This window comes from Microbacterium sp. LWO12-1.2, assembly GCF_040675875.1.
Lineage (GTDB): Bacteria > Actinomycetota > Actinomycetes > Actinomycetales > Microbacteriaceae > Microbacterium.
The window spans coordinates 1,415,027-1,432,654 of sequence record NZ_JBEGII010000001.1; the positions used below are offsets into that span (position 1 = coordinate 1,415,027).

The window sequence follows — 17,628 nt, forward strand, 5'->3', positions numbered from 1 at the left end:
GGGCTGAGAGGATCAGCGAACGAGCAGAGCACCCGCATCGACACGCACATCGAATGAGGTGACCTCGCCCATCTCCTCGCCGTCGATCTCGAACACGAGCGGGGTCTCCAGCTCCACTGAGATCGCCTCGACGGCGATGTGCTGAGCCGACTCCGTGCTGACGGCCTCATCGTCTCCGGCGAAGAACCGGCGGATGCCGTTGTCCCAGACGAACGACCGGAAGGTGTCGAGCCACTGCAGGGGACCGTCGGCGCTGACCATCAGCACATCGAGCTTGCCGTCGTCGAGCACCGCGTCCGGCAGCAGGCGGATGCCGCCCTGCACCATGCCGCAGTTGCCGATCAACATGGTGTGACCGCGCACCGCGACGGGGTTCTCACCGTCGACCGACACCGTGATGTCGGTCATCTCCGTGCCCGCCAGTGCTCGGCCCATGGCCTCGACATAGGCGAGCCAGCCGGCCTTGGACTTCAGATCGTCATCGGTCTCGACGAGCATCTGCGCGTCGATCCCGAACCCCACCATCACGGCGAAGGCGTGCTCGGCGCCGTCATACGACACCCACCCCAGGTCGATCCGCCGCGGCTCCCCGTCGCGCACGCGCTCGAGCGCCGCTGTGACGTTGTTCAACGGCACCTCGAGGTTACGGGCGAGAAGGTTGCCTGTGCCCTGCGGCACGATGCCGAGAGCGGTGGCCGAGCCCGCGAGCGACTCCGCCACCGCACGGACTGTCCCGTCACCGCCCACGGCGATCACGATGTCACGACCGTCATCCAACGCCTCTTTGGCCATCCCTCGGCCGGGATCCTCCGGAGTGGTCTCCCACCAGCGGATGTCCTGCTCATCGCCGAAGACACCGCTCACGGCATCCTTCAGAACGTCCTGTTCGACCTTCGATGGATTCCAGACGATGCCGATGCGCGCGTGGGTCATAGCGCCAGCTTGGGCGACGACGACTGATACTGCAACTCGACCCGCGATGGTCACCCGTAGAACAGGTGCTCGAACGCCTTGCGCGCCCGTCGGGTGACACCGAGGTAGTCCTCTTCCAACTCGGTGGCCGACCGATCCGGGTAGCCGAGGAGACGCCCGATCGCGTCGAGCTCACGGCGATCTGAGGGCAGCACATCCGTCGTCTGCCCCGTGAGCAGGGTGATCGCCGACCGCAGTCTGCTCGCCAGCCGCCACGCGTCGCGCAATCGCTCGGCCGAGGCCTCATCGACCAGATCCGCCGCCACTGCCGCGTCCAATGCCGCGATCGTGGAGGTCGTCCGCATCCCCGGGATGTCGTGGGCATGCTGCAGCTGCAAGAGCTGGACCAGCCACTCGACATCGCTCAGCGTTCCCGGGCCGAGCTTGAGGTGCCTTCTCGGATCCGCACCCTGGGGCAGCCGCTCCCCCTCGACACGGGCTTTGATGCGCTTGATCTCGCGCAGTCCCTGCTGGTCGACGGTCTCGGGGTAGCGGATCGAATCGGCGAGCTCCGTGAACTTCTCGATCAGCTTGCCGCTGCCGGCAACGCCGCGTCCGCGCAGCAGCGCCTGCGCCTCCCACGAGAGCGACCATCGGCGGTAATAGGCCGTATACGCCTCGATCGATCGCACCACGGGGCCGCTGCGCCCCTCCGGCCGTAGATCGGCGTCGAGGTCGAGCGGAAGACGATGGTCGGTCAGGTGCTCGCGAAGGCGCGTGACGATCTGGGTGGCCAGTGTCTGTGCGCGCTGCGGATCCACGCCGTTCGCGTCGTACACGTAGAGGATGTCGGCATCCGATCCGAATCCGAGCTCGGCACCACCGAAACGCCCCATGCCGATGACGGCGAAGTCCAGCGCCTCGTCCTCGGGCGGGACGACTTCGCGGAAGACGGCCCTCAGCGCCGCCTGGATCGTCGTCTCGGTGATCTCCGTGAGGGCGGTCGCGATCTCCTCGATGGTCACCACGTCGAGAACGGCCCCCATCGCGGTGCGCAGGAGCTCACGGCGCCGGTTCGCCCTGACCGCTCGGAGCGCGTCGCCGACGGTCTCGTGCCGCGTCTGGATGGCACGTGCCTCTTCATCGAGCGCGACTGCGCCGCGAGGGCGGAGCAGATCGGTGCTGTCCAGCCAGGCGACCGACTCCGGGATCCACTCCATCAGCTCGCCGATGTAGCGAGACGATGACAGCAGGCGGGTCAGGCTCTCGGCGGCCCCGGAGGAGTCCCGCAGCATGCGCAGGAACCAGGGAGTGTCGCCGAGGCGTTCACTGATGCGACGGAACGCGATCAGTCCGTAGTCAGGGTCGCTGCCATCGGCGAACCAGCGCACCATGATCGGCATCAGATGCCGCTGGATGGTCGCCTTGCGACTGAGTCCCGTCGTGAGGGCGCCGATGTGACGCAGCGCGCCGGCCGGGTCACGGAAACCGATCGCGGCGAGACGGTCGTGCGCCTGAGCTGCCGAGAGCGTGCGCTCTTCCTCGGGCAATGCCGCCACGGCGCTGAGCAGCGGACGGTAGAAGAGGCGGGTATGTATCTCGCGGACCTCGCGGCGAACCGTCTCCCACCGCGCCCAGATACCGTCGCCTGTGTCGGCCAGTCCGGTGCTGCGAGCGAGCACCCGAAGCCCCGCGGGCGTGCGCGGCATCAGGTGGGTCCGGCTGAGTTCGCGCAGCTGCAGCCGGTGCTCCATCAGGCGCAGGATGCAGTAGTCCTGCGCGAACGCCGCCGCCTCCACACGACCGATGTAGCCACCGGCGACCAGCGCATCCAGGCTCTCCAGGGTGCCGCGCGTGCGCAGCGTGGGGTCGGTGAGCCCGTGCACGAGCTGCAGCAGCTGCACGGTGAACTCGATGTCGCGGATCCCGCCGGCGCCGAGCTTGATCTGGTACGGGACGTCCTCCGGGTCGATGTGCTCCATCACGCGCTCTCGCATGCGCTGGACGCTGTCGACGAAGTCCGTGCGGGCGGCGCTCGACCAGATCTTCGGCTGTACCGCAGCGATGTAGTCGTCGCCGAGTTCGGGGTCGCCGGCGAGAGGGCGCGCCTTCAGCAGCGCCTGGAACTCCCAGCTCTTCGCCCAGCGGTCGTAGTACGCCAGATGCGATGTGAGCGAACGCACCAGCGCTCCCTGCTTGCCCTCGGGCCGGAGCGCCGCATCGACCTCCCACAGCGGCGGTTCCACTTCGATCCCACTGAGCCCGCGCATGGTCTCGCGCGCCAGGCGGGTCGCGATGTCGATCGCCCGTGCTTCGCTGACCACCTCTTCGTCGGCCGTGCCACCGACGAAGATGACGTCGACGTCGCTCACGTAGTTCAACTCGCGGGCGCCGGACTTGCCCATGCCGATGATCGAGAGCCGCGTCGCCGCGACCTGCTCCCGCGGGGCCGAGCCCTCCAGCCGAGCACGTGCGACCGCGAGAGAGGCCTCGAGCGCCGCTCCCGCCGCATCCGCGAGGGCTGCCGCCACCGGGCCGACGACCGTGGTGGGCGACGGGTGCGTCAGGTCGAAGGCGGCGATCCGAGCCAGGCTCGCCCGATAGGCGACGCGCAGCGCGACGACCGCGGAGTCCTCGCCGGAGGACGCGAACCCGTCGACAGTGCCGACGGCCGAGAGCATGCTCTCGCGCAGATCTGCCGAGGACGGCAGCGTGTCGATCGGCCCACTCAGCACCGACAACCGGTCAGGGTGACGCAGGAAGAAGTCCGCCAGGCCCTCTGATGCCCCGAGGACACGCCACACCCGTCGTCGCTCCTCCTCGACGGTGAGCAGCCGCTTCAGGGGCAGCGGGTCACGACGCGCGACGCGCAGCATTCCGCGCACCGCCGCATCGGCATCCGGCGCCCCCGCCGCACCATCGAGGATCTCGGAGCGCGAGACGTCGAGGATCGCGGAGAGCTCGGCGAGTTCTGCGGCCGCCTCGCTCAGCTCCGAGAAACCGAGCCTGGCCAGCGCGGAAAGCGAGACGGAGTCGTCCGGACGGGCCATGCGCGACTCAGAGCAGCTCGAGGTTGTTCTTCAGCTCCAGCGGAGTGACCTGACCACGGTAGGCCTCCCACTCCTTGCGCTTGTTGAGCAGCACATAGTTGAACACCTGCTCCCCCAGCGTCTCGGCGACGAGCTCCGACTCCTCCATGTACTCGAGGGCGTGATCGAGGCTCGCCGGGAGCGAGGAGTATCCGAGCGCACGACGTTCTGCGTCGCTGAGCGACCACACGTTGTCCTCGGCTTCGGGGGGAAGCTCGTAGCCTTCCTCGATGCCCTTGAGACCGGCGGCGAGCATGAGGGCGTAGGCGAGGTACGGGTTCGCTGCGGAGTCCAGGGCGCGGTACTCGACACGCGAGGACTGCCCCTTGTTCGGCTTGTACATCGGAACGCGCACGAGTGCCGAGCGGTTGTTGTGGCCCCACGTGACGAAGCTGGGAGCCTCGTCGCCGCCCCAGAGACGCTTGTAGGAGTTGACGAACTGATTCGTCACCGCGGAGATCTCGTTCGCGTGCTTGAGCAGCCCCGCGATGAAGTGCCGTCCCGTCTTGGAGAGCTGGTACTTGGCACCCTCTTCGTAGAAGGCGTTCTGATCGCCCTCGAAGAGCGACATGTGCGTGTGCATCCCGCTGCCGGGGTGACCGCTGAGCGGCTTCGGCATGAACGTCGCGTAGACACCCTGCTCGATCGCCACCTCCTTGATCACGGTGCGGAAGGTCATGACGTTGTCCGCCGTCGTCAGAGCGTCGGCGTAACGCAGATCGATCTCGTTCTGACCCGGACCGCCCTCGTGGTGACTGAACTCAACCGAGATGCCGAGGTCCTCGAGCATGCGCACCGAGCGCCGACGGAAGTCGTGAGCCGTGCCACCAGGGACGTTGTCGAAGTAGCCGGCGGAGTCCACCGGGATCGGGCCCTCGGGGCCGTACGACGACGACTTCAGGAGGTAGAACTCGATCTCGGGATGCGTGTAGAAGGTGAATCCGGCGTCTGCGGCCTTCGCCAGCGTGCGCTTGAGCACATGGCGCGGGTCTGCGACCGCTGGCTGGCCGTCGGGCGTCGTCAGATCGCAGAACATGCGTGCGGTCGGATCGATCTCACCGCGCCACGGGAGCGTCTGGAATGTCGTGGGGTCGGGCTGCGCCAACAGGTCCGACTCGTAGCTGCGCGTCAGTCCCTCGATCGCTGAACCGTCGAAACCGATGCCCTCTGCGAAGGCACCCTCCACCTCGGCCGGCGCGATCGCGACCGACTTGAGGGTTCCGATCACATCGGTGAACCACAGTCGCACGAACTTGACGCCGCGCTCTTCGATCGTCCGGAGGACGAAATCCCTCTGCTTGTCCATGGCTACTCTGTGCCCTGGCCCTTCGCGTCCCAGCCCTGTTCGACTGCTTCTTCCTCTGCCCAGGCGCGCGCACGCTCCTTCAAGACCTCGGGCGCACGGGCGGCCTCGGCTGCCGTGTCGAACGGACCGACTCGGTCGGCGGACGGCGAGATCATGCCGAACTCGACCTGCCCGGTCTCCGAGTTGTACCAGTACTTGTCATCACCGTCAGACATGTTCCGTCCCTCCTTCACGTGGTGACTCCGATCCTACTGGCGTACGCCGTGGTCGCTAAGCTATCGCCCATGGCAAAAGCGATCGGCGTCGACATCGGCGGTACGGGAATCAAGGCTGGAATCGTCGACCTCACGCACGGCACGATGGAATCGGATCGTGTGCGTGTCCCTACTCCCACGGGCGCATCCCCTCAGGACGTGCTCGAGGCCGTGAAGACGGTGCTCAAGACCCTCGACGTGCACGACTCGACCCTTCCGCTCGGCGTCGCCTTCCCGGCGATCGTCAAGCGCGGCAAGACGCTGTCGGCCGCGAACGTGTCGAAGGAGTGGGTGGACTTTGACGCCGAGCGCTTCTTCCGCGACGGCCTCGGTCGCAACATCGTCTTCGTGAACGATGCGGATGCCGCCGGAGTCGCGGAGTCGCGTCACGGTGCCGCCAGGGATGTCCGCGGTCTCACGCTGCTGACCACGCTCGGCACCGGCATCGGCTCCGCCTTCCTCTATGACGGCGTGCTGCTGCCCAACACGGAGCTCGGTCACCTGCAGTACGGCACCTATGAGTCCGTCGAGCAGTGGGCCGCGACCTCGGCGCGCGAGCGCGAGGGCCTCAGCTGGGCCGCATGGGCAGAGCGTCTGCAGGCGTTCTACTCGCACATCGAGTTCCTCTTCAGCCCCGACCTGTTCGTGGTCGGTGGCGGCGTGTCGAAGAACGCCGGCGACTTCCTCCCGCTGCTCGAGCTCAAGACGCCGATCGTCCCGGCGATCCACCGCAACAACTCGGGGATCATCGGCGCGGCGTCCCTCGCCGGCGACTGACACCCACGACGCTCAGGGCCCTTCGACCGGTCCAGAGACCCGTACAAGAGAAGGACCCGACGACTCTGCGGTCGTCGGGTCCTTCGTCGTCTGAGGCGAGGCTGGCTACGCCAGCGACGCCTCAGGATCAGTTTTGCCTGTGACTTCGTCTCGAAGATTCACGAGAGAGTTGTCGTCCTCACCAACGGCGATACGCGCCGCCCGCCGCTCGAGCAAGTCTGCCGCGACCGTGTTGAGCTGAGAATCGACCCCACCCTCGGCTTTCTGGCGAAACTCCTCCGCCGAATCACGAAGTATCTGCGCCTTGGCGGCCCGATCGACTTGAGCCATGCGTGTTGCCCCCGGATCGAATAGCGACACTGGCGACTCGAAATCCCTAGCCTGCCTAGTTACCCCTCATTCTAGGGAAATAGACGCCGTGCAGGAAACGGCAGGGATATCGGACACGGGGCCGATCGATACGGATGCCGGGCACAGCGGCCTGTTGGTTGCACCCCGCATGATGAGAGCACGTCGTGCTGTGGGACCACGACGAGTCGGCTGAGTCCCCAGCGATACCGACGGTGGCCCTGATCCTCGCCGACGACTAGTGAGAGAGTCTGGCGATCTACTCGATATCCGATAGGTCCATACCTGGCCCATCGGCAGGGCGACGGATGAAACCGTTTCTTTCATAGAATCCAGTGCGGCCGCGAGCGGCGAACAGCTGAATGTCGTTCACGCCTCGCGCTTTCGCCTCTGCGATGAGCGTTTCAAGGATCCGGGCTCCAGCGCCGTGACCGCGTGCTCGCTCGGTGACCAACATTTCTGCCACGAAAGCATGGAGGGCGCCGTCGCTGATCAGTCGTCCCATACCGATCACCGCTCCATCGCTATCGCGTGCCGTGCTGACGATCCAGGATCCGGCGAGGGCGGATTCGAACTTCGACAGCGGGAAGTCCGCCCACCCTGTCTCGTCGTAGAGCGCCTTGAACTCCGCTGCTGAAGGCGGGCTGAGCGACAGGATCACGTCAGGAGCCTAGCGTTTCCCTCGATCGAGAGAGATCGAAGACATGGACGTGCTCCACGGACGAAACTAGGTGCGCCTCCGCCTGGCATCATCATGGATGTCACTGGGCTAGAGGTCGCTCCATCACCACCCGAACGCGCCTCACCATCCCGACGCAAGTTCCTCTCAGCTGCCGCCAACGCGGCCATCGTAGCCGTAGCCGCGGGGCCGGTGATCGGGCAGGCGCCTCCGGCATTGGCCGGCTGGAGCCGCACCCTGTCAACGACGGGTACCGCGATCTTGCGGGCCAGTAGCGGGCATAGGGCGCCTACCAGGCGGGTGGCAACCTGGCCGAACGAGTGGGCCATTCAAAGCACGTCTGGGCGATCGCGGTTGACACCCCGCGGACCAAGACGAGCGGCTGACCAAGGAATCCCTGATCAGCCGCCCTATTGCGAATGGGCCGACCTGTACGCCGGGTTCTGTTCCGGGGTTCTTCGCCCCTTCGACGGCCATCTCTCTCGGCGACACGTTGCCGTGCCGCTCCAGCGGTCTACCCGAGGACTCGGCGAGCCGCGTCAACATCCTCTGTCTGACCTTGCTCCGGACGAGGTTTACCTGGCGGGTCATGTCACCATGACCCCCGGTGGTCTCTTACACCACCCTTTCACCCTTACCCTTCGGGCCCTTCGACAAGCTCAGGGAACCGAAGGGCGGTCTACTCTCTGTGGCACTGTCTCGCGGATTGCTCCGGGTGGGTGTTACCCACCGCCCTGCCCTGTGGAGCCCGGACGTTCCTCGGTGCGGTTGCCCGCCACGCGACCGTCCAGTCGACCCATTCGCGGGTCCAGTCTACGGCGCGACTACTTGTCGGCGGACATCGCGATTCGCAGATCGAGCGGCACATCGATCGGGAAGTTGCCGAACAGTCGCCGTGTCGCGGTGGCAGCGGCCTCCGTCACCGCGTCGGCCGCCGCCTCCGCGTGCTGCTCCGGAACATGCAGGATCACCTCGTCGTGCAGGAAGAAGGCGAGATGCGGCATTCGGGCGAAGGGTCCCGACGCCTCCGCGGCGGCGAACGTCTCATCGAACTGCCGCAGCCGATGACGGATCTCCGCCAGCCAGATGAGCGACCACTCCGCGGCGGTTCCCTGCACGACGAAGTTACGCGTGAACCGCCCCCAGTCCCTGGCCCGCCGCCGCGCGAGCGCGACCACAGCAGGGTCGGCATCTGCCGAGGTCGCCTCGGACTGCAGCCGCATCCACTCATCCGACGGGCGCGGCGACGAGCGACCGAGCCAGGTCGACACGATCCCGCCGTCCTCCCCCGTACGCGCTGCCGCATCGACGAGCGCCATGGCGCGCGGGTACACCTTGCGCAGCCGCGGCACCAGGCGTCCGCTGTCGCCGGTCGTCGCCCCGTACATCGCGCCGAGGACCGCATACTTCGCCTCCTCGCGCGTGCCCACTGCTCCGGACTCGACGACTCCCTCGTAAAGGTCACGGCCCTGCGCGGCGCGCGCCATGGCCTCATCCGCGGCCATGGCCGCAAGCATGCGCGGCTCGAGCTGTGCGACGTCAGCGACCACGAGCGTCCATCCCGGATCCGCGTGCACAGCCGGGCGGAGACTGCGCGGCAGCTGCAGCGCTCCCCCGCCGGCCGAAGCCCAGCGCCCCGTGACGACCCCGCCGGGGATGTACACCGGCCGGAAGCGGCCATCGTGCACCCACTCCGCAAGCCACGCCCAGCCGTTCGCACTCAGCAGCCGCGACAGCTTCTTGTAGGCAAGAAGCGGCTCGACGACCGGATGCTCGTGCTGAGCCAGCTCCCACTTGCTCGTGGACTCGACCTGCACCCCGACGCGATGCAGGGCCCGCAGCAGCTTCTGTTGGCTGTCCAAGTAGAGGTTCGGGTCGCCGAGGACCTCCCTCACCTGATCGCCGAGCTCGACCATCCGGCGTGGGAGGCCTCCGGCCATCGGCCGTGTGCCGAGCGTGTCGGTGAGGATCCGATCGTGCACCTGCTCATTCCACGGGAGCCCGGCGGCCCTCATCTCCTCCGCGATCAGGCCGCCCGCGGATTCCGCGGCGCAGAGCAGGGTGAGCCGACCGTCAGCGGCGGCGCTCATCACGCGTCGCTGCGCTCGGAACTGCTCGAGTACGTCAGCGACCGGATCTTCACCCCGCTCGTCGTCGAATACATCGAACAAGGCGGGTGCGGCATCGGTCGGCTCTTTCCGTTCCCAGGCGGCCGATGGCGCGAGCGGCGAGGCGACGGCTGCGGTGTCGCGCAGGATCGCGTGACACAGAAGCAGATCATGCGAGCGGGCGATGTGGACGTTCTCGGCGAGCAGGAACGCATAGATCTCCCGCGCACTTCGGATGATCCACCGCGGGGTGTCGGATGCTTCGGCTTCGCCTACCCACGCGGCGAGCTCGGCCCCGGTGAGTGTGATCCTGGACAGTTCCCCGTCGGCGTCATCGAGCTCGACGGCGACGTGGTGGCCTGCGCCGATCGAGATGAGGGCGATGCGCCGCTCAGAGGGCGACGGTGCACTCATCGTCGTCGTGCGCGTGCCCCGCTCATGCGGAGATGCCAGACTCCTCGGTGCGCACGAGGATGCAGCCGCACTCCGGGCAGAAGAGGACTGCGTCCTCGGCCGCGCGGCGGATGTCGTTCAGATCGGTCCCGGGCAGCACGATGCGGCAGCCCTCACACGTGCCTCGGGTGAGGAGCGCGGCGCCGGCGCTGTTGGCCGCGCGGCGGATGTACTCGGCGAGCAGGTCGTCCGGAACGCCCGCGCTGATGGCGGCGCGGTCACGCCCGAGCTGCGCGATGAGGTCGGTCGCGGCGGCGACGTCGGCCTTCGCCTGCGTGGTGAGCGCTGTGCCTTCCGCCGTGGTGGTGTCGATCAGCGCCTGCTGCGCGGCGACGGCGGCATCCGCCTCTTCCAGACGGCCCATGATGTCGAGCTCCGCGTCTTCCAGGTCGCTCTGACGTTTCGCGAGGCTTGCCAGCTCGTGCTCGAGAGCCTGCGCCTCCTTCGCGTTGGTCGCTGTTGCGAGGCGTGCGGCATCACGTGCGCGGCGCTGCTCCACGAGCGACACGTCGGACTCCAGCCGGGTGAGCTCGGTGCGCGCATCGTCACGCGTTCCGGTCAGGGCGGTCAGCTCGCGGAGCTGGTCCTGACGCTGAGCGACGAGCTCGGTGATGCGCGGTCCCTGCGGAGGGGTGGTGCGGGCACGCTCCGCCTGCGCGATCCGCCGATCCAGGTCGGCGATGTCGAGCAGGATGCGCTGTTTCTCAGGGCTGGAGTTCACTGTCCCAATCTATCCTCTGGGATGCCTCTGGCCCATCACTCCACATCGCCGTCGAGATAGAGCCAGTGCCGATCCTCCCGCACGAAGCGGCTGCGCTCGCGCAGCGACCCGCGATTCTCTCCCTGTCGCCAGTGCGCCTCGAACTCCACGACGCCTTCCTGGTCGAACGGTCCGCCGCCCTCACGGTCGAGGATCACCAGTCGTCGCCACTCGAGGTCAGGCTCGAGATCGAGGGTTCGAGGCCGCGTCGAGGGATGCCAGGAGGCTCGCAGATAGCCCGCATCCGCGACCGCGAACGCGGTGTAGCGCGAGCGCATCAGCCGTTCTGCGGTCGGCGCAGCGGCTCCGCGCAGCAGCGGAGCGCAGCAGGTGCCGAACAGATCGCCCGAGTCGCACGGGCAGCGCGCAGCATCGTCCGGGGCCTCGTCATGTGCCGCAACGCGGCCGTTCGTCGTCACCGCCCCAGCGTACGCTGAGGGCACACGTCAGAAGGAGCATCGTGAGCACTCAGCCCGTCATCCCCTCGTTCACCGCCCACAACGGCTTCGCCCTCCCGGCGATCGGTCTGGGCACGTACGCCCTGAATGGCGATGCCGGCGCGGCCGCCGTCGCCGGCGCGATCGGCGCGGGCTACCGACTGGTCGACTCCGCCTTCAACTACGAGAACGAGGGCTCCGTCGGGCGCGGCGTCGCCGAGTCCGACATCGCCCGTGACGAGATCATCGTGACGACCAAGCTGCCCGGTCGCCACCACCCCTCCGAGAAGGCACGCACGAGCATCGAGGAGAGCCGTTCCCGCCTCGGGCTCGACATCACCGATCTGCATCTGATCCATTGGCCGAACCCGAGCCAGGACGAGTACGTGCAGGCGTGGGCGGCGCTGGTCGACGCGCAAGCTCGGGGAGTCGTGCGGCAGATCGGCGTCTCGAACTTCCTGCCTGAGCACCTGGAGCGCATCGAGGAGGAGACGGGCGTGCGACCGGTCGTGAACCAGATCGAGGTCCACCCGTTCTTCCCGCAGGAGGAGCAGATCGCCTATCACCGTGAACAGGGCATCCTCACCGAGGCGTGGAGCCCGCTCGGTCGCGCGCGGGCGCTGCTGGACGAATCCGTGATCATCGAGGTAGCCGCGTCGCACGACATCACGCCGGCGCAGACCGTACTGGCGTGGCACGTCGCCCGAGGCACCGTGTCGATCCCGAAGGCATCGTCACTCGAGCATCAGATCGCCAACCTGGCCGCCGCCGAAGTGGTGCTCGACGACGCAGAGGTCGCGGCGATCACCGCGCTCGGTCGTGCGGATGGACGCCTGTTCGGGGCCGATCCCCGCACGCACGAGGAGTCCTGAGACGGGAAGCGCTCACACGACCTGGGTTCCGATCACACGCAGGAGCTCGAGCTTGCTCGCCGCCTCGCTTCCCGGGGCCGCAGTGAGGACGATGAGCGCCTGGGACTCATCTTCCGTGAAGAGCGCCTGACAGTCGACCTCGATCGCCCCGAGCTCGGGGTGGATCATCACCTTGTGCTGCTCGAACCGACGGGCGACCTCGTGGATGCTCCACAGCTCGGCGAACTCCGCGCTGCGCGCGGCGAGCTCCTTCGCGATCTCCCCTGCGCGCGAGCGGGCGCCGAGGACGCCGTGCGCCGCACGCAGGGAGGCGACCAGCGCACGGCTCTGACGCGCGTGATCCTCCTCCGGGTACCGACGGCGTTCCTGCTCCGGGTGCGCGAACCAGCGGTAGATGCCGCTCCGCTCGAGACCGGCGAGCCCACTGGCATCGCCGAGCAGAGCACGTGCGGCGTCGTTCTGCACCAGCACCTCATCGAGCACCGAGACCACGAAGGCAGGGGTGTCGTGCAGCCGGTCGAGCACCCGGAGGATGCCGGGACGCACGTAGTCGGTGGCGCCGGCGCGGTCGGGGGCGCTGTGGCCGCAGACGCGATACAGGTAGTCGCGTTCGTCGGCTGTCAGTCGCAATGCGCGCGCGATCGAGGCCAGGATCTGACCGCTCGGCTGGGGCCCGCGCCGCTGCTCGAGGCGCGTATAGTAGTCGGTCGACATCGCGGCCAGCTGTGCGACCTCCTCTCGGCGCAACCCGACCGTGCGACGCCGAGCGCCGGCGCCCAGACCCACGTCGGACGGACTAAGCGCCTCACGACGCCGGAGCAGGAACTCGGCCAGTGCTTCTCGATCCATTCCTGCAGTATCTCCCGGGCCGCGCGGTCGATCCAGGGACGGCCGGTCCCGGGATCGGTGCTCTCTGGAGCGATGCACACCGTCGCCACAGAGTGGATGCATGAACATCAGCGGAAACACCATCTTCATCCCGGGGGCGACCAGCGGAATCGGACTCGCCCTGGCTCGTCAGCTCCGCACGAAGGGCAACACCGTCATCGTGGGCGGACGCCGTACCGAGCTGCTCGAGACGATCGCCACGGAGGGCTCCGGCCTGCTCACGGTGCAGATCGACACGACCGATGCCGCCAGCATCGCGACCGCCGCCCGCGAGGTGATCGACGCGCATCCGGACCTGAACGTGATCATCACGATGGCGGGCATCATGCGCGTCGAGGACTGGTCGTCTCCATCCGGCTTCCTCGACACGGCGGAGCAGACCATCGTCACCAACGTGCTGGGGCCGATCCGGCTCATCGGCGCCTTCATCGAGCATCTGCGCAGCGTCCCGGATGCCACGATCATGACCGTCTCCTCCGGCCTCGCCTTCGCACCGTTGCGCGCCACGCCCAGCTACAACGCCAGCAAGGCCGCGATCCACATGCTGAGCGACTCGCTCCGTCTCCAGCTCGCCGGATCCAGCGTGAAGGTGGTCGAGCTCGAACCGCCGGCAGTGCGCACGTCATTGCTGCCAGGACAGGAGGAAAGTGCGTTCGCGATGCCGCTCGACGACTTCGTCGGCGAGGTCGTCGAGTTGATCGAGACGCAACCGGACGCCACCGAGATCCAGGTCGAGAACGTCAAGTTCCTCCGGTACGGGGAAGCCCGTGGCGACTACGCACAGGTGGTGGCGACGCTGAACCGCCTCGACCCGCACAGGAGCTGACCGTTCCGTCGCACCCTGGGCGGACTCAGCTGCGCAATGACGCGGCGACGCCGGCCAGGGCATCGGCGGAACGACGCAGGAGCCCCAGCTCCTCGTCGGAGAAGGTCGTGTTCCGGATCGGGATGGCACCGGTCGCGCTGACGATCGACGGCACGGAGAGCGCCACACCGTCGAGCCCATGGAAGTCGTGCAGGACCGTGCTGACGGGCATCACCGCGTGCTCATCGCGCAGGATCGCCTCGACGATGCGCGCGCTCGACAGTCCGATGGCGTAGTTCGTCGCCCCCTTGCCCAGGATCACCTTGTACGCGGCATCACGCACGTCGATGGCGATCGCGTCGAGCTCGTCACGGCTGATCCGCGGATAGCCCGGCATCTCCCAATCCAGGATCGGCACGGTCCCGATCGTGGCGCGCGACCACAGCGGGAACTCGGTGTCGCCGTGCTCGCCGATGATGTGCGCATGCACGCTGGCCGTGGACACTCCGGCACGCTCTGCGAGCTTCCACCGCAAACGCGACGTGTCGAGCACCGTGCCTGAGGCGAAGATCCGCTCGGGCGGAAGCCCGGTCTCCTCCTGCGCCAGGACCGTCAGCACGTCGCACGGATTCGTGACGATGACATACACGGCGTGAGGTGCGACCTCGAGCAGCTGCGGCATCATCGAGCGGATGATGCCGGCGTTGACCTCGGCGAGCTCGATGCGCGTCTGCCCAGGGCGCTGCTTCGCTCCCGCCGTGATGACGACAACGTGCGAACCGGCCACCACCGAGATGTCGCTGCCGCCGATGATGTCGCTCGATCCTGTGAACTGGGTGCCGTGGGCGAGGTCGAGCACCTCGGCTTCGACCTTCGCGGTCGCGATGTCGTACAGCGCGACGTGGCGGGCGGAACCACGGATCAACGCGGCGTACGCGACGCTGGACCCCACACTTCCCGCGCCGACGACGGTGAGCTTCGAGTTCTCGATGATCTCCATGCCCACAGTCTCGCAGTCGTGCGCGTTCCGACTCCAGCGCGCAGCAGGATCAGTCCGCGCTCACGCCTTCATCCGGCCGTCGGCACTCGCTGCGTGCTTCAGCGTCGATCTCCCGGGTGGAGACGCGGGAGTGATCATCCTCCCCCGCCGCGATTCGCGCGGCGCGCTGCTCCAGCAGGTCAGCGGCCAGGAGGTTCGATTCCGGATCTCGACCGGCCGCAGCTGCTCGACGGAACTCATCGGCCGCAATGCGGAGAACTTCCGCCTTGGTCGTGCGGATGTCGTCGTCGTGCACTGTTGGTTACCAACCTCGGGTTCAGGGGGTCCAGTTACTCATCGGACCCGGCCCCTGATCCACGCATCGTGCTGTTCTGCTCTTCGCGCACCGTCACATCTCGCGACGGCGCACCGAGTAGCGCTCCCGGAATGTACGCGACCCCTCCGCCGCGCGCATCCCCGGTCGTTCGGAGTCGAGGCGACGACGGATCTGCGTGTTCCGATCGCTCGTGAGCGCCGGAACAGACGCAGAGCACCGCAATTCGACGACGCTCCCCAGACATGCAGCTACATGGCTTCGACCCTCTGTGCAGAGTCTCCGCAGAAAAAGCGTACGTCAAGAAAGTGTCTGAGACCAGCCAGAATCCGGTCTTCAACCTTCCTTGAGGTGAGTCACCCCTGGTACTCCCCGACCGAGGAGGCGGCCACGGATGAAGACCATGAGAATCGCCTCCGACGCCGCGTCAACATCAACCCCTGGTTGGTGGCGCGCTGTCGGAGCCGTTTCTACCGTGGACAGCATGGAGGGAATCAGCGAGAGAAGTGCACACGACCGACTGAGCGATCACGCGCGGATAGTGGGCACCGGCCTCTCGCACCGGTACGGTTCGGCCGTTGCATTGCAGGATGTGACGTTATCGATCCGCGACGGCGAGTCCGTGGCGATCATGGGACCGTCGGGGTCAGGCAAGAGCACGCTCCTTCACGTGCTCGCCGGGATCGTTCGCCCTGACTCCGGCAGGGTGATGCTGCGCACCGCACGGGGCGCAGTGGATGTGGCGTCGATGAACGACCGCGAGCGCTCGGCGCTGAGGTTGACGGAGTTCGGCTTCGTCTTCCAACAGGGGATGCTCATTCCGGAGCTGACCGCTGCGGAGAATGTCGCTCTGCCCTTGCTGTTGAACGGTGAGAGCCGAACAGAGGCCACTCGGACCGCGGAGAACCTGCTCATCGAGCTGGGCCTCGACGGGATGGGCGGCCGGCGGATCGGACAGCTCTCCGGGGGCCAGGCTCAGCGCGTGGCTGTCGCCCGAGCACGGGCGACCCAGGCTCGTGTGATCTTCGCGGATGAGCCGACCGGAGCCCTTGATTCGCGGACGGCGTCGGACGTTCTCGGTGTGCTTCTCGCCGCTACCACCGACGAGGGGCGCTCGTTGGTCGTGGTGACACACGATGAGGACGTGGCTGCGCGCTGCGATCGGGTGGTGCGGCTTCGCGACGGTCGGATCGACAGTGGTCGGTGGTCCCGGTGAGATCTCCGGTGTTCCCCGTGCTGTGGCGTCCCTTCGTCGGCGACGCCTCCACATGGGTGTTGCCCGTGGTCGCTTTCACGATCATCGGGGCGGCGACATATCTGGTTGCGGCGTTGGCGAGGCTGTTCTGGCTCGCACCCGATGCCGGCTTCGGCCAGTACAAGATCCTGGCGGTGGCACTGCTGGCCGTGCTGGTGGTTCCGACCGCGTCCTTGGGAACGGCGGCGGCTCGATTGTCCGCACGCCGCCGGGAAGACCGACTGGCGGTGCTCCGTCTGCTCGGAGCATCATCGGGTCAGGTGCGCGGGATCGCGGTGGCCGAAGCATCGCTGCTCGCGGCGGCAGGGGCGATCCTCGGTCTGTTCGGGTACGCCGCGCTGGCACCAGCACTCGTCTGGATTCCGGTGGCTGGGCACGCGCCTCTTCTCGATGCGGTGTGGCTCCCCGTCTGCGTGCTCGGACTGTTGGTCTGCGCCCTGACGGTCGTGTCTGCCCTCAGCGCTGCCGCGAGTCTGCGCCGGGTGATCATCTCGCCGCTGGGCGTCCGGATGCGGGTGAACGCACCGCGACTTCATCGGGCTCGGCTTCTCGCGGGCGCCACTGTGCTCGCCGGGGCGATCATCCTGCTGCAGTTCATGTCCGTGAGCTGGGGTGCGGTGGGGATCACCGTGGCGATCGTCGTCGTACTCGTGGCGGTGATGGCGGTGCTCAACCTCGTCGGGCCGTTCCTGATCGGAAGAGTCGCCCGCAGACGACTCGCTCGTGCCCGAACGGCGGAGGACGTGATCGGCGCCCGGGGTGCACTCGAGTCCCCTGCGGACGCCTGGCGACAGCTCTCCGGGGTCGGACTGGCGAGCTTCATCGCCGTTCCGGCCGGGTCGGTGCTCGGGTTCCTGGACATGGTGCAGAACGGGTCGGCGGCCCTGGCACCTGAACAGCTGGTCTTCTTCGGGGACATCCGCACGGTCGTCGTCGCCGCGGTCGCCTCGTCTTTTCTGTTGGTGGCGACCTCCGTCGGCCTCACGCAAGCAGCATCCGTGCTCGAGCGCCGCGCTCTGTACATCGCTCTCGACCGGGTGGGCATGCCCACCCGGGTGATGCAACGCGCTCGCAGGGCAGCCGTCTCCGTTCCACTGCTCGTGGCCGCGGTCTTTCCCGCTGTGGCCGCCTCGTTGCTGGTCGCACCCATCGTGGGGGTGTCGGTCTTCACCGCACCCTTGTTCATCGTGACCGTCATCGTGTGCATCGTTCTCGGCGTCGTGCTGGTGCTGCTGGGAGTCACCGCGACGCGTCCCGTACTGCGACGTGTACTCAGTGAACCGGACCGAGCGCTCTAGCGCTTGCCGTCGTGGAAGCGGCATCTGCTCGCGAACCCGAAACATCAACCCCTGGTTGGTGGGAGCGCGCTCCA

17 protein-coding genes and 1 other RNA gene are annotated in these 17,628 nt (G+C 67.4%); 5 read left to right on the forward strand and 13 right to left on the reverse strand.

The features are described from left to right. Positions 1-12 precede the first annotated feature (12 nt). From MRBLWO12_RS06720 to MRBLWO12_RS06735, 4 genes are read right to left on the reverse strand one after another with little or no spacing between them, the layout of a single operon-like run. Positions 13-933 (reverse strand): diacylglycerol/lipid kinase family protein, encoded by a 921-nt coding sequence (locus tag MRBLWO12_RS06720; protein WP_363553896.1) that lies wholly within the window; start codon positions 931-933, stop codon positions 13-15. A 50-nt stretch (positions 934-983) separates the two neighbouring features. Further along, positions 984-3,962: a bifunctional [glutamine synthetase] adenylyltransferase/[glutamine synthetase]-adenylyl-L-tyrosine phosphorylase gene (locus tag MRBLWO12_RS06725; RefSeq protein WP_363553898.1), complete on the reverse strand. Its 2,979-nt coding sequence runs from the start codon at positions 3,960-3,962 to the stop codon at positions 984-986. Positions 3,963-3,969: 7 nt separating this feature from the next. After that, positions 3,970-5,307 (reverse strand): glutamine synthetase family protein, encoded by a 1,338-nt coding sequence (locus tag MRBLWO12_RS06730; RefSeq protein WP_363553900.1) that lies wholly within the window; start codon positions 5,305-5,307, stop codon positions 3,970-3,972. 2 nt (positions 5,308-5,309) lie between these two features. After that, on the reverse strand, positions 5,310-5,522 hold the full coding sequence (locus MRBLWO12_RS06735; RefSeq protein WP_363553902.1) for an SPOR domain-containing protein: 213 nt from the start codon (positions 5,520-5,522) through the stop codon (positions 5,310-5,312). A 69-nt stretch (positions 5,523-5,591) separates the two neighbouring features. Here MRBLWO12_RS06735 and ppgK point away from each other — a divergent pair, with 69 nt between their 5' ends. Beyond that, positions 5,592-6,338, forward strand: coding sequence for a polyphosphate--glucose phosphotransferase (gene ppgK / locus MRBLWO12_RS06740; RefSeq protein ID WP_363553904.1), 747 nt, complete (start codon positions 5,592-5,594; stop codon positions 6,336-6,338). A gap of 105 nt (positions 6,339-6,443) precedes the next feature. Here the strand turns inward: ppgK and MRBLWO12_RS06745 are convergent, their stop codons facing one another. The 6 genes from MRBLWO12_RS06745 to MRBLWO12_RS06770 form a co-directional block, all read right to left on the reverse strand. Next, complete coding sequence (locus MRBLWO12_RS06745) at positions 6,444-6,668, reverse strand: hypothetical protein (RefSeq protein WP_363553906.1); 225 nt, start codon at positions 6,666-6,668, stop codon at positions 6,444-6,446. A gap of 277 nt (positions 6,669-6,945) precedes the next feature. Next, positions 6,946-7,347 carry a GNAT family N-acetyltransferase gene (locus MRBLWO12_RS06750; protein WP_363553908.1) on the reverse strand — a complete coding sequence of 134 codons (402 nt, stop codon included), beginning with the start codon at positions 7,345-7,347 and terminating at the stop codon, positions 6,946-6,948. A 434-nt stretch (positions 7,348-7,781) separates the two neighbouring features. Continuing rightward, positions 7,782-8,164: RNase P RNA component class A (gene rnpB, locus MRBLWO12_RS06755), an RNA gene on the reverse strand. Positions 8,165-8,189: 25 nt separating this feature from the next. Then, on the reverse strand, positions 8,190-9,887 hold the full coding sequence (locus tag MRBLWO12_RS06760) for a bifunctional 3'-5' exonuclease/DNA polymerase (RefSeq protein ID WP_363553910.1): 1,698 nt from the start codon (positions 9,885-9,887) through the stop codon (positions 8,190-8,192). Between the two features lie 22 nt (positions 9,888-9,909). Then, on the reverse strand, positions 9,910-10,647 hold the full coding sequence (locus tag MRBLWO12_RS06765) for a zinc ribbon domain-containing protein (RefSeq protein ID WP_363553912.1): 738 nt from the start codon (positions 10,645-10,647) through the stop codon (positions 9,910-9,912). A gap of 35 nt (positions 10,648-10,682) precedes the next feature. Further along, positions 10,683-11,105, reverse strand: a complete 423-nt coding sequence (locus MRBLWO12_RS06770) for a YchJ family protein (RefSeq protein ID WP_363553914.1) — start codon at positions 11,103-11,105, stop codon at positions 10,683-10,685. A gap of 41 nt (positions 11,106-11,146) precedes the next feature. On the opposite strand from MRBLWO12_RS06770, the gene MRBLWO12_RS06775 reads away from it, so the two are divergent. Continuing rightward, positions 11,147-11,995 carry an aldo/keto reductase gene (locus MRBLWO12_RS06775; protein ID WP_363553916.1) on the forward strand — a complete coding sequence of 283 codons (849 nt, stop codon included), beginning with the start codon at positions 11,147-11,149 and terminating at the stop codon, positions 11,993-11,995. A 12-nt stretch (positions 11,996-12,007) separates the two neighbouring features. Here the strand turns inward: MRBLWO12_RS06775 and MRBLWO12_RS06780 are convergent, their stop codons facing one another. Then, the gene (locus MRBLWO12_RS06780; RefSeq protein ID WP_363553918.1) at positions 12,008-12,844 is read right to left on the reverse strand and encodes a helix-turn-helix transcriptional regulator; all 837 of its coding nucleotides are present in this window, start codon (positions 12,842-12,844) and stop codon (positions 12,008-12,010) included. A 100-nt stretch (positions 12,845-12,944) separates the two neighbouring features. Here MRBLWO12_RS06780 and MRBLWO12_RS06785 point away from each other — a divergent pair, with 100 nt between their 5' ends. After that, complete coding sequence (locus tag MRBLWO12_RS06785) at positions 12,945-13,709, forward strand: SDR family oxidoreductase (RefSeq protein ID WP_363553920.1); 765 nt, start codon at positions 12,945-12,947, stop codon at positions 13,707-13,709. Between the two features lie 25 nt (positions 13,710-13,734). Here MRBLWO12_RS06785 and MRBLWO12_RS06790 read toward each other — a convergent pair whose 3' ends face one another. Both MRBLWO12_RS06790 and MRBLWO12_RS06795 read right to left on the reverse strand, forming a co-directional pair. Then, on the reverse strand, positions 13,735-14,688 hold the full coding sequence (locus tag MRBLWO12_RS06790) for an L-lactate dehydrogenase (protein ID WP_363553922.1): 954 nt from the start codon (positions 14,686-14,688) through the stop codon (positions 13,735-13,737). A gap of 49 nt (positions 14,689-14,737) precedes the next feature. Continuing rightward, on the reverse strand, positions 14,738-14,983 hold the full coding sequence (locus tag MRBLWO12_RS06795; RefSeq protein WP_363553924.1) for a hypothetical protein: 246 nt from the start codon (positions 14,981-14,983) through the stop codon (positions 14,738-14,740). A 610-nt stretch (positions 14,984-15,593) separates the two neighbouring features. Here MRBLWO12_RS06795 and MRBLWO12_RS06800 point away from each other — a divergent pair. Both MRBLWO12_RS06800 and MRBLWO12_RS06805 read left to right on the forward strand, forming a co-directional pair. Next, positions 15,594-16,217 (forward strand): ABC transporter ATP-binding protein, encoded by a 624-nt coding sequence (locus MRBLWO12_RS06800; protein WP_363553926.1) that lies wholly within the window; start codon positions 15,594-15,596, stop codon positions 16,215-16,217. Next, positions 16,205-17,554 carry an FtsX-like permease family protein gene (locus MRBLWO12_RS06805; protein WP_363553928.1) on the forward strand — a complete coding sequence of 450 codons (1,350 nt, stop codon included), beginning with the start codon at positions 16,205-16,207 and terminating at the stop codon, positions 17,552-17,554. The genes MRBLWO12_RS06800 and MRBLWO12_RS06805 overlap by 13 nt, the downstream gene beginning before the upstream one ends. The last annotated feature ends 74 nt before the right edge of the window (positions 17,555-17,628 follow it).